Source organism: Streptomyces sp. 2A115 (genome assembly GCF_052245575.1).
In the GTDB taxonomy this organism is placed as follows: domain Bacteria; phylum Actinomycetota; class Actinomycetes; order Streptomycetales; family Streptomycetaceae; genus Streptomyces.
Genome location: NZ_JBQQCG010000120.1, coordinates 17,607 through 29,184 on the forward strand (window position 1 = coordinate 17,607; position 11,578 = coordinate 29,184).

At 69.1% G+C, this 11,578-nt stretch carries 10 protein-coding genes and 1 pseudogene; 5 read left to right on the top strand and 6 right to left on the bottom strand.

Translation table 11 applies throughout. The features are described 5' to 3' along the window. The first annotated feature begins 126 nt into the window (after positions 1-126). The 5 genes from ACTWQR_RS51280 to ACTWQR_RS51300 all read left to right on the top strand — a co-directional run bounded on the left by ACTWQR_RS51280 (position 127) and on the right by ACTWQR_RS51300 (position 4,700). Positions 127-924: a DUF1707 SHOCT-like domain-containing protein gene (locus tag ACTWQR_RS51280; protein ID WP_443234234.1), complete on the top strand. Its 798-nt coding sequence runs from the start codon at positions 127-129 to the stop codon at positions 922-924. Positions 925-1,374: 450 nt separating this feature from the next. Next, positions 1,375-1,893 carry a hypothetical protein gene (locus ACTWQR_RS51285; RefSeq protein WP_443234235.1) on the top strand — a complete coding sequence of 173 codons (519 nt, stop codon included), beginning with the start codon at positions 1,375-1,377 and terminating at the stop codon, positions 1,891-1,893. A gap of 97 nt (positions 1,894-1,990) precedes the next feature. Then, positions 1,991-2,833: a DUF4097 family beta strand repeat-containing protein gene (locus ACTWQR_RS51290; protein WP_443234236.1), complete on the top strand. Its 843-nt coding sequence runs from the start codon at positions 1,991-1,993 to the stop codon at positions 2,831-2,833. A gap of 62 nt (positions 2,834-2,895) precedes the next feature. Then, positions 2,896-3,912, top strand: coding sequence for an ATP-binding cassette domain-containing protein (locus ACTWQR_RS51295; protein WP_443234237.1), 1,017 nt, complete (start codon positions 2,896-2,898; stop codon positions 3,910-3,912). Next, positions 3,909-4,700, top strand: coding sequence for an ABC transporter permease (locus ACTWQR_RS51300; RefSeq protein WP_443234238.1), 792 nt, complete (start codon positions 3,909-3,911; stop codon positions 4,698-4,700). The genes ACTWQR_RS51295 and ACTWQR_RS51300 overlap by 4 nt, the downstream gene beginning before the upstream one ends. Positions 4,701-4,929: 229 nt before the next feature. Here ACTWQR_RS51300 and ACTWQR_RS51305 read toward each other — a convergent pair. The 6 genes and pseudogenes from ACTWQR_RS51305 to ACTWQR_RS51330 form a co-directional block, all read right to left on the bottom strand. Further along, positions 4,930-5,058 (bottom strand): annotated as a pseudogene (locus ACTWQR_RS51305) (Tn3 family transposase); the annotation flags it as partial. Between the two features lie 159 nt (positions 5,059-5,217). Then, on the bottom strand, positions 5,218-7,761 hold the full coding sequence (locus ACTWQR_RS51310; RefSeq protein WP_443234239.1) for an ATP-binding protein: 2,544 nt from the start codon (positions 7,759-7,761) through the stop codon (positions 5,218-5,220). A 51-nt stretch (positions 7,762-7,812) separates the two neighbouring features. After that, a complete protein-coding gene (locus ACTWQR_RS51315; protein ID WP_443234240.1) occupies positions 7,813-8,496 on the bottom strand; it encodes a response regulator in 684 nt (227 codons plus the stop codon). A gap of 124 nt (positions 8,497-8,620) precedes the next feature. After that, on the bottom strand, positions 8,621-9,289 hold the full coding sequence (locus ACTWQR_RS51320; RefSeq protein WP_443234241.1) for a potassium-transporting ATPase subunit C: 669 nt from the start codon (positions 9,287-9,289) through the stop codon (positions 8,621-8,623). A gap of 5 nt (positions 9,290-9,294) precedes the next feature. Beyond that, a complete protein-coding gene (gene kdpB, locus ACTWQR_RS51325; protein WP_443234242.1) occupies positions 9,295-11,427 on the bottom strand; it encodes a potassium-transporting ATPase subunit KdpB in 2,133 nt (710 codons plus the stop codon). Next, positions 11,424-11,578: potassium-transporting ATPase subunit KdpA (locus ACTWQR_RS51330; protein WP_443230818.1), on the bottom strand; the 155-nt coding region annotated here is incomplete at its 5' end. The genes kdpB and ACTWQR_RS51330, both read right to left, overlap by 4 nt.

The following is an 11,578-nucleotide window of genomic DNA, read 5'->3' on the forward strand; positions in this document are numbered from 1 at the left end:
CGAGCAGACTCGGGGGACGCTTCCTCTTCTGGCCCTGCCGTTGTTCAGCGGCCCCGGGGAACGGTGTGAACTGGCCCCTGGGATGCGGTTGTTGTCGCGGCCGGGCCTCGGCATGATGGATGCCGCATGCCGCGAATCGCCGCTGCCCATCGCCTCTCCGCGACGGACACCCTGCCGGGATCCATATCGCGATATAGCGTTAGTCTGCTACTCGCGCCGCTGCCTGCGTTGCGCGGAGACGTTCGACAGGACCAGGACGGAAGCATGTCGGGAGAGATTTCGCCCACCGGGAAGCGCTCCAGCTCCGGCTCGTCGCCCGAGCTGCGAGCCTCTCATGCGGACCGGGACCGGGTGGTGGATGTGCTGCGTATCGCGGCGGGGGACGGCCTGCTGACCGCGGACGAGTTGGACGAGCGCCTGGAAGCTGCCCTGTCGGCGCGGACTCTGAGCGAACTGGCCGCGCTCACGGCTGACCTGCCGCCCGTATCGGCTACGGTCGGCGGGACTGGAGCAGAGGTCAAGGACGTAGTTCGGATCGAACAGGCCTTCAGCGGCGCGGTCGAGCGCGTGGGGCGCTGGGTGGTACCGCGGAGGCTGGAGCTCATGGTGACGTTCTGCCAGGTGACGCTTGACTTCACTGACGCAGTGATCACGCATGACACCTTGCGGATCGACGTGGCCATGACGGGGAAGGCTCTGACGCTGGTCACGAGGCCGGGCATCGTGGTCGATACTGATGGCCTGCAGCTGATACACAGCAGGATCAAGCACCGTCAGACTCCGACGAATCCCGACACGCCGGTCACTCTGCGCGTGGAGCTGGTCGGTCAGAAGGCCCACGGCCGCGTGGTGGTACGGCCCCCGCGTCGGACGGTCGGGCAGTGGCTGCTGCGCAGGCCCACGTCCCTTTCCGCAGGCGCTTGACTCCACCATTGCGACCTGTCGGCGGGGCGGTCGCTGAGGTCACCTGAACTGGGCGACGCTCGGTAATTGCGGGTGCGGCAGCTGCCGAAGTAAGCCTGGTCAGCTCGACTGCCTGCCCTGGTTGGCGTTGCCGCGGGCGAGCCTGCAGGACTCGGTTCCAGCGAGCCGACGGTGGATGCCACACTTCCGCGACAAGGCACCGCGACAAGGCCCGGATCGGCATCTGCTGTTGCCAACTCACTCCATGGCGCCGAGTGGCGCCACTCAGCGTCATCCGGCGCCACTCGACGCTATCCCGCCCTCGAACGTGGGCATGAGCACGCATGGCGCCACAATGACTCGGGGCTTCCCTTCCTGTTTTCGCAGTTCAGACGGCCACTCTCGACCTCGCCCCTCATAAGGCGTCATCCACGCTTGCGAATGGCGCCACGATGGTGCCATGATGGCGTTATGGACCTCACCCCGTATGTCGACACCCTCCGCCGCGAACTCGCGGTGGCCGCCGAAGCCGGTGGCGACGAAGCCCGCGAGCTGGCCGAGAGGCTCACCGCCCCCCTGGAGTCGGCGACCCGGCTGACCCTGCTCAACGTGCTCTCCGCCGCAATGGACGAGATCACCCGCGAACTCGCCCCCGGCTCGGTCGACGTACGGCTGCGCGGGCTCGACCCCGACTTCGTGGTGACACCGCCGCCCACCTACGGCGGCGCCCCCGCGGAGCCGGCTGCGCCCGTCGAACCGCTCAATACCCCGGTCCCGGCCGACGGCGACGAGGGCGGCACCGCCCGCGTCAACCTGCGCCTGCCGGCCCACCTCAAGGCGCGCGCCGAGGAGGCCGCGGTCCGCGAGGGACTGTCGGTCAACGCGTGGCTGGTGCGCACCGTGTCGGCCGCGGTCGACGGCAGCACCCGGCCGCGTGCGACGGAGAAGGCCCAGACCGTCGGACGGAGCATCACGGGCTGGGTGCGCTAGCCGCGCCCCCGCCCGCACCCCCAAAAAAACCAGCACTGCACCCACACCACGTCCCACCAGCGGGGACGACCTGAAGACTCAAGAGGACGGGACAGCCATGCCTTCTTTCGACACTCCCGAACCGATTTCGGTCACCGCCTACGTGTACGCCGGTTCCATCCAGTTCACCGCGGGCGACCGCCTCGACACCGTCGTCGAGGTGCGGCCCCGCGACCCGAAGAAGGACCTGGACGTACGGACGGCCGACCAGACCGAGGTCGCCTACGCGAGTGGCGTCCTGACCGTCACCACGCCCAAGGCCAATCTGCTCGGGCGTGGCGGCACCGTCGACGTGACGGTGGAACTGCCCACGGGCTCGAACATCGACGTGTCCGGCGCCGGGGCCAGGGTGCTCGGCGAGGGCCGGCTCGGCGAGGTCCGTGTGAAGACCTCGGCCGGCGACGTCCGCCTCGAAGCCACCGGCCCGCTGCAACTGAAGGTGTCGCACGGTTCGACCATCGTCGACCGGGTCGAGGGCCTGGCCGAGATCACCAGCAGCACCGGCGACGTGCGCGTCGGCCTCGTCGACGGCCCTGCCGTCCTGAAGAACTCGCACGGTGCCACGACCGTCGGCGCCGTGACCGGCGAGCTGCGGGTGAACGGCGCCAACGGTGCCATCGACATCGCACGCGCCGAGGCGTCGGTCACCGGCACCACCACCAACGGCCTCCTGCGCGTCGCCGAAGTCGCCCGCGGCACCGTCCAGTTGGAGGCCTCCAACGGCTCCATCGAGGTCGGTATCCGCGAGGGCACCGCCGCCTGGCTCGACGTCAGCTCCAACCGCGGGCAGGTACGCAACGCGCTCGCCACGTCCGAGGCCCCGGAGCAGACCGAGGACACCGTCAAGGTCCGCGCACGGACCAACTGGGGCAACATCGACGTCCTCCGCGCCAAAATCTGAGCACCGGCCCCGCAACTCGCTCCCTCACCCCAGTCACTTCACCCTTCGAACGGGAGGGCTCCATGCCTTCATCTGTCATGCCCACGACCAGGCAGGGAGATGGTCAGCTGTCCCCGGCCGCCGTCTCCGCCGTCGGTCTGCACAAGTCGTACGGCGACAAAACCGTTCTCGACGGCATCGATCTGCGCATCCCGGCCGGGTCCGTGTTCGCGCTGCTCGGGCCGAATGGCGCCGGCAAGACCACGGCCGTCAAGATCCTCTCCACCCTCATCAGCGCCGACACCGGCGACCTCCACGTCGGCGGCCACAACCTCGCCACGGACCCCCAGGCGGTCCGCGCCGCGATCGGCGTCACCGGGCAGTTCTCCGCCGTCGACGGCCTGATCACCGGCGAGGAGAACATGCTCCTCATGGCAGACCTGCACCACCTGTCCAAGCCCGAGGGGCGCCGCACCGCGGCCGAACTCCTTGAGCGTTTCGACCTGGTGGAGGCCGCGAAGAAGCCCGCCTCCACCTACTCCGGCGGCATGAAGCGCCGCCTCGACCTCGCCATGACCCTGGTCGGCGATCCGCGGATCATCTTCCTCGACGAGCCGACCACCGGACTCGACCCGCGTTCCCGGCACAACATGTGGCAGATCATCCGCGACCTCGTCACGGGCGGCGTCACCGTCTTCCTCACCACCCAGTACCTGGAGGAGGCCGACGAGCTCGCCGACCGCATCGCGGTGCTCAACGACGGCAAGATCGCCGCCGAGGGGAGCGCCGAGGAGCTGAAGCGACTCATCCCGGGCGGGCACGTACGGCTCCGCTTCTCCGACCCGTCCGCGTACCAGTCCGCCGCCTCCGCGCTGCGCGAGGTCACCAGGGACGACGAGGCGCTCGCGCTGCAGATCCCCAGCGGCGGCAGCCAGCGCGAGCTGCGCTCCATCCTCGACTGGCTGGACTCCGCCGGCATCGAGGCCGACGAGCTGACCGTACATACCCCCGACCTCGACGACGTGTTCTTCGCCCTCACCGGCACCGGCACCGGCACCGTCCCCACCCAGCCGAACCAGCCCCAGGAGACCGTCCGATGAGCGCCCTCTCCCTCGCCGTCCGGGACTCGAACACGATGCTGCGCCGCAACCTCCTGCACGCGCGGCGCTACCCGTCCCTCACCCTGAACCTGCTGCTCACGCCAGTCGTCCTGCTGCTGCTCTTCGTCTACGTCTTCGGCGACGTGATGAGCGCCGGCATCGGTGGCGGCGGTGCGGACCGCTCCGAGTACATGGCCTACCTCGTCCCGGGCATCCTGATGATGACTATCGGCGGCACCGTGGTCGGGACCGCAGTGTCCGTTTCCATGGACATGAGCGAGGGCATCATCGCCCGCTTCCGTACACTGGCGATCCACCGCGGCTCGGTGCTCATCGGGCACGTCATCGGCAGCGTGCTGCAGTCGGTCATGAGCGTGGTCCTCGTCGGCGCTGTCGCGGTGGCCATCGGCTTCCGGTCCACCAACGCCACGGCCCTGGAGTGGCTGGCGGCGTTCGGACTGCTCACACTGGTCGCCCTGGCGCTCACCTGGATCGCCATCGGGATGGGCTTGGTCAGCCCGAACGCCGAGGCGGCCAGCAACAACGCGCTGCCGCTGGTCTTCCTCCCGTTCATCTCGAGCGCCTTCGTCCCGATCGACGCGATGCCGGGCTGGTTCCAGCCGTTCGCCGAGTACCAGCCGTTCACGCCGGCCATCGAGACCCTGCGCGGCCTGCTGCTCGGCACCGAGATCGGCCACAACGGGTGGCTGGCCACTGTCTGGTGCCTCGGTCTCGCGGTAATCGGCTACTACTGGTCGAAGGCGGTCTTCAACCGCGACCCGAAGTAGCCGAGACAACCGCGCGGGCCGCCTCCCGCAACTTGTCCCGCCCGAGGGCGGCGTACTCCGACACCTCGTCGGCGTACGCCGCCCCGTCCGCGTCATCGGCCGCGTCCTCGGGCGCCCGCCGGGCCCGGGCCGCCGATATCGTCAGCTGGAAATCGCGCCCCCACCCGCAGCCGTTCGGCCGGCGGGATCATCCGTACGGCGGCGGCGTCGCCGTACGCCGGCACACCAGCTTGGCGATGCGCCCGTACTCGGCGAACACCTGCCCCAGCGGCGTCAGGTGCCCCTCACGGCCGAACATCCGCATCAGGTCGTAGGCGCGGACTTGGTTGGTGACCAGGGAGCCGACCACCCGCAGCATGCTGGAGTGCCGGTCGGCCTCCGCCGACGGGGTGGAGCGCTCTCCCACCGACCACACGTGAAATCCGGGCCATAGGCCATCCCCGCTTCCACTCAGGCACGATGGCCCTGAGGGGACTCCAACGCCGTACTGGCCTGTACTGGCGGGATGCTGACGTCGCTAGGAGGTGGCGGTCGCCGGAAGGCCGGAGGGGAGCGGTCGGCGGTCGGACGCGGCCGGGACGGTGAGGACCATGGTGAGGCCGCCGCCGGGGGTGTCCTCGGCGTTGAGGGTGCCGCCCATAGCCTCGGCGAAGCCGCGGGCGACCGCGAGACCGAGGCCCACGCCGGCGCCGCGCGGGGCGTCGCCGTAGCGTTGGAACGGCTCGAAGATACGGTCCTTGGCCTCGTCCGGGACGCCCGGACCGCGGTCCACCACCCGCACCTCCACCCGGTCGGCCATGGCGCTGGCAGCCACCAGGACACGCTCGCCGGCGGGGCTGTATTTGACCGCGTTCTCGACCAGGTTGGCCACCGACCGTTCCAGCAGGCCCGGGTCGACGGCGACCATCGGCAAGGTCTCCGGGATGTCCAGCTCCACGCTGTCCTGGGGTACGCCGCCCAGAGCCATGGGCACCACCTCGTCGACATCGATCTCGCGGATCAGCGGGGCGACGGTGCCGGTCTGGAGCCGGGACATGTCGAGCAGGTTGCCCACCAGGTGGTCAAGGCGGTCGGCGCCCTCCTCGATGGCCTCCAGGAGTTCGGCCTGGTCCTCCTCGGACCAGGCCACGTCGTCCGAACGCAGGGAGGAGACAGCGGCTTTGATCCCGGCGAGCGGGGTGCGCAGGTCGTGGCTGACGGCGGCGAGCAGGGCGGTGCGGATGCGGTTGCCCTCGGCGAGTTCCTTGGCCTGGTCGGCCTCGGACTGCAGGCGCTGGCGGTCCAGGACCACGGCGGCCTGGGCGGCGAACGCGGCGAGGATCCGGCGGTCTGAGGCGGGCAGCACCCGGCCGGACAGCGCGAGGGCCATATGGTCGCCGACCGGCATGTCTACGTCCGCGTCCTCGGGGTACTGGCAGGGCTGTGGGCCCACGCTGCCCGCGCAGGTCCACGGGGCCACGTCGCTTTCCCGCTCCAGCAGGGCGACCGACTCCATGCCGAAGGTCTCCCGCATCCGCTCCAAAAGGGCCTCCAGGCTGGTCTCGCCGCGCAGCACGCTGCCCGCCAGGAAGGAGAGAATCTCCGACTCGGCGCGCAGCCGTGCCGCCTGATGCGTACGACGGGCGGCCAGGTCCACCACCGAGGCCACCGACACCGCCACGGCGAAGAAGACCACCAGGGCGACGATGTTCTTGGGATCGGCGATGGTGAGGCGATGCAGGGGCGGGGTGAAGTAGTAGTTCAGCAGCAACGACCCGAAGGCCGCCGAGGCCAGCGCCGGGAGCAGGCCACCGAGCAGGGCCGCCGCCACGGTCAGCGTCAGGAACAGCAGCATGTCGTTGGCGAGACCGAGCTCGGCGTCGACGTTGGTCAGCAGCAGCGTGAGCAGCGTCGGGCCGACCACACCGGCCAGCCAGCCCCAGATGATCCGCGCACGGCCGAGCCGCGCACCTCGCGCAACCGGCAGCCCGCGGCCCTTGCCGGCCTCGTCGTGGGTGATCAGGTGGACGTCGAGGTCGGGGCCCGACTCCCGGGCAACCGTGGCGCCAACACCGGGCCCGAAGACGTACTGCCATCCCCTGCGCCGCGAGACGCCGAGGACTATCTGGGTAGCGTTGACCCCCCGCGCGAAGTCCAGCAGAGCCGACGAGACGTCGTCGCCGATGACGTGATGGAAGGTGCCGCCCAAGTCCTCCACCAGGGTGCGCTGGACGGCCAGCTCCTTGGGCGAGGCGTTGGTCAGTCCGTCGCTGCGGGCGATGTAGACGCACAGCACCTCGCCACCCGCACCCTTCTCGGCGAGCCGGGCGGCACGGCGGATCAGCGTGCGGCCCTCAGGGCCACCGGTCAGACCGACCACGATCCGCTCACGCGAGCCCCAGATCTTCGACACCCGGTGTTCACTGCGGTACTCGGTCAGATACGCGTCGACCCGGTCGGCCACCCAGAGCAGCGCCAGCTCCCGCAGCGCGGTCAGATTGCCCGGGCGGAAGTAGTTGGACAGGGCCGCGTCGACCTTGTCGGCCTTGTAGATGTTGCCGTGCGCCATGCGGCGGCGCAGCGCCTGCGGCGACATGTCTACCAGCTCGATCTGCTCCGCCCGCCGGACGACCTCGTCGGGGACGGTCTCCTGCTGCCGCACCCCGGTTATCGACTCGACGGTGTCCCCCAGCGACTCCAGATGCTGGATGTTGACCGTCGAGATCACGTCGATCCCGGCCGCGAGCAGCTCCTCGACGTCCTGCCAGCGCTTGGCGTTGCGGGAGCCGGGGATGTTGGTGTGAGCTAGTTCGTCGACGAGAGCCACCTGGGGGCGCCGGGCCAGGACCGCGTCGACATCCATCTCGGAGAAGACGCTCCCCCGGTACTCCAGCTCCTTGCGGGGGACCCGCTCCAGGCCGTGCAGCATGACCTCGGTGCGGGGCCGGTTGTGGTGCTCCAGGAAGGCGACCACACAGTCGGTGCCCCGCTCGACACGGCGGTGCGCCTCGGACAGCATCGCGTACGTCTTGCCGACGCCCGGTGCCGCGCCGAGGTATATCCGAAACTTGCCGCGTCCCATGGTCTCGTCTCTACGTCGTAGTAGGTATGCGGTCATAACGGCGAGAGCGGGTCAGCTCTCGAAGCGGTAGCCCATCCCCGGTTCGGTGATCAGGTAGCGGGGGTGGGCCGGGTCCGCCTCCAGCTTGCGCCTCAACTGGGCCATGTACACACGCAGATAGTTGGTCTTGTTGCTCTGGGAAGCACCCCACACCTCCTGCAGCAGGTGCTTCTGCGTGATGAGCCGGCCGGGGTGGCAGACCAGGATTTCCAGCAGATGCCACTCGGTGGGGGTGAGGCGCACATCGCGTCCGGCACGGATGGCCTTCTTGGCCAGCAGATCGATGGTGAAGTCCTCCGTGGTGACCAGCGTCGTCTCGGGAGTGAGCGGCACGGTCTCGGTGCGTCGGACCGCCGCGCGCATCCGGGCCAGGAGTTCGTCCATGCTGAACGGCTTGGTGATGTAGTCGTCGGCGCCCGCGTCGAGCGCGGCGACCTTCTCGTCGGAGGCCCGGCGGGCGGACAGCACCAGGATCGGGACCTTGGTCCAGCCGCGCAGGGCCTTGATGACGTCCGTGCCGTCCATGTCCGGCAGCCCCAGATCGAGGAGGACCACATCGGGCTGGCGGGCGGCGGCGAGCCGGAGCGCGGTGGCGCCGTCGGAGGCCGCGTCGACGCCGTACTGCCGTGCCTGCATGTTGATCACGAGCGCCCGTACGAGCTGGGGGTCGTCCTCTACGACCAGTACCCGGGTCATCGGTGTGCGCCTTTCCTGTTGCACGGAGAGCCAGAGGATGCGGAATCCATGTCATGGCCGCGGGAGTTGACGGATCGGGAATGCCTCCGGGCCCGCCAACTCCCGCGGGGTGCGCGTAAGGCCATCAGCTCTTCGCCACGAGTTCCTTGAGTGCGATGTTGAGTTCGAGGACGTTGACGGTGGGCTCGCCGATGAAGCCGAGGACGCGGCCGTCCGTGTGCTCGTCGACGAGTTTCTGGACCTGGGCGGCGGGCAGGCCGTTCTTCTCGGCGATCCGGTGGACCTGGATGTCGGCGTAGTCCGGGGAGATGTCCGGGTCCAGGCCGGAGGCCGAGGAGGTGACCGCGTCGGCGGGTACGTCGGACGCCTTGACCTTGTAGTCCGGGGTCGAGTTGTCCTTGATGACCGCCGCCTTGGCGTCCTTGACCCACTTGATCAGGTCGGCGTTGTCACCGGAACGGTTCGTGGCGCCGGACAGGATCAGCTTGTACTGGGTGTTGACGCTGTTGGTGCCCAGACCGTTCTGCGGGCGCCCCTGGAACCACTTCAGGTCGGGCTCCGGGGTTTCCTGGCCCTTCTTCAGCGGCAGGTTGTACGCCTGCCCGATGAGCGAGGAGCCGACGACCCTGCCGTCCGCTTCGATCTCCGAGCCGTTCGCCTTGCCGGGGAAGATCCCCTGGGCGACGCCGGTGATGGCCAGCGGGTAGAGGACGCCCGTCACCACGGTCAGCACGAGCAGGGCGCGTAGCCCTGCCCAGAGCAACCGGGCAGTGTTCGTAACCGAGTTGTTCATGGCGGTCAGCCGATCCCGGGGATGAGGGAGATGAGCAGGTCGATGATCTTGATGCCGATGAAGGGGGCGATCAGCCCGCCCAGGCCGTAGATCCCGAGGTTGCGGCGGAGCATCTTGTCCGCGCTGACGGGGCGGTACTGGACGCCCCGCAGGGCCAGTGGGACGAGCGCGATGATGATCAGCGCGTTGAAGATGACCGCGGACAGGATCGCGGAGTCGGGCGAGGACAGGTTCATGATGTTGAGCTTGTTCAGGCCCGGGTAGACCGCCGCGAACAGTGCCGGGATGATCGCGAAGTATTTGGCGACGTCGTTGGCGATCGAGAAGGTCGTCAACGCGCCCCGGGTGATGAGGAGTTGCTTGCCGATCTCGACGATCTCGATGAGCTTGGTCGGGTTGGAGTCGAGGTCGACCATGTTGCCGGCCTCCTTGGCGGCCGACGTTCCCGTGTTCATCGCCACCCCGACGTCGGCCTGCGCGAGGGCCGGTGCGTCGTTCGTGCCGTCGCCGGTCATGGCGACGAGCTTGCCGCCCGCCTGCTCCCGCTTGATGAGGGCCATCTTGTCCTCGGGGGTGGCCTCGGCGAGGAAGTCGTCGACGCCGGCCTCGTCCGCGATCGCCTTGGCGGTCAGCGGGTTGTCGCCCGTGATCATGACGGTCTTGATGCCCATGCGGCGCAGTTCGTCGAACCGCTCACGCATGCCTTCCTTGACGACGTCCTTGAGGTGGATCACGCCCAACACCCGGGCGCCGTCGGCGTCTTCGACGCCCACCAGCAGCGGGGTGCCGCCCGCCTCCGAGATCCGGTTGGCGAGGATATCGGCGTCCTCGGCGACCGTGCCGCCCTGCTCCTTCACCCAGGTGATGACCGAACCGGCCGCGCCCTTGCGGATCTTGCGCCCGTCGACGTCCACGCCCGACATCCGGGTCTGCGCGGTGAAGACGATCCACTCGGCATGCGACAGCTCGCCCTGGTGACGCTCACGCAGCCCGTACGTCTCCTTCGCCAGGACGACGATGGAGCGGCCTTCGGGCGTCTCGTCGGCCAGCGACGACAGTTGCGCGGCATCCGCCAGCTCGGCCTCGGTGGTGCCACGTACCGGCACGAACTCGGCGGCCTGCCGGTTGCCGAGCGTGATGGTGCCGGTCTTGTCGAGCAGCAGCGTCGACACATCGCCGGCGGCCTCGACCGCCCTGCCGGACATGGCCAGGACGTTGCGCTGCACCAGCCGGTCCATACCCGCGATACCGATCGCGGACAGCAGCGCGCCGATCGTGGTCGGGATCAGGCAGACCAGGAGGGCCACCAGCACGACCATGGTCAGGTGCGTGCCCGCGTAGTTGGCGAACGGCGGCAGCGTGGCCACCGCGAGCAGGAAGATGATCGTGAGCGAGGCGAGCAGGATGTTCAGCGCGATCTCGTTCGGTGTCTTCTGGCGTGCGGCGCCCTCGACCAGGTTGATCATCCGGTCGATGAAGGTCTCGCCCGGCTTCGTCGTGATCTTGATGACGATGCGGTCGGAGAGGACCTTCGTGCCGCCGGTAACCGCGGACCGGTCACCCCCGGACTCGCGGATGACCGGCGCCGACTCACCGGTGATCGCCGACTCGTCCACGGACGCGACGCCCTCGACGACGTCACCATCGCCGGGGATGATGTCACCCGCCTCGCAGACGACCAGGTCGCCGATGGTCAGCTCGGTGCCCGGCACCTGCTCCTCCACAGAACCACTGAGCCGGCGGGCGACCGTGTCGGTCTTGGCCTTGCGCAAGGTGTCCGCCTGGGCCTTGCCGCGCCCCTCGGCCACCGCCTCCGCCAGGTTGGCGAATATCACGGTGAGCCAGAGCCAGGCGCTGATCGCCCAGCCGAACCAGTCGCCCGGGTCCTTGAAGGAGAACACCGTCGTCAGCACGGACCCGACCAGCACGACGAACATGACGGGTGACTTGACCATCACCCGCGGGTCGGTCTTGCACAGAGCGTCCGGCAGCGACCTCAGCAGCTGCTTGGGGTCGAAGAGGCCCGCTCCGACGCGGCCTTCGCCGGTCTTGTGGCCGGTCGGTGCGTCCTGGTGGGGAGCGAGTGTCGGAGTCGGGGTGGACATCGAGTCCTCTTGATTCGTTACGTCGGTGGTCATGACGCCAGCCCCTCGGCCAGCGGCCCCAGCGCCAGCGCCGGGAAGTAGGTCAGACCGGTGATGATCAGGATCGCGCCCACCAACAACCCGGTGAACAGCGGCTTCTCGGTGCGCAGCGTGCCCGCGGTGGCCGGCACCGGCTGCTGCTCGG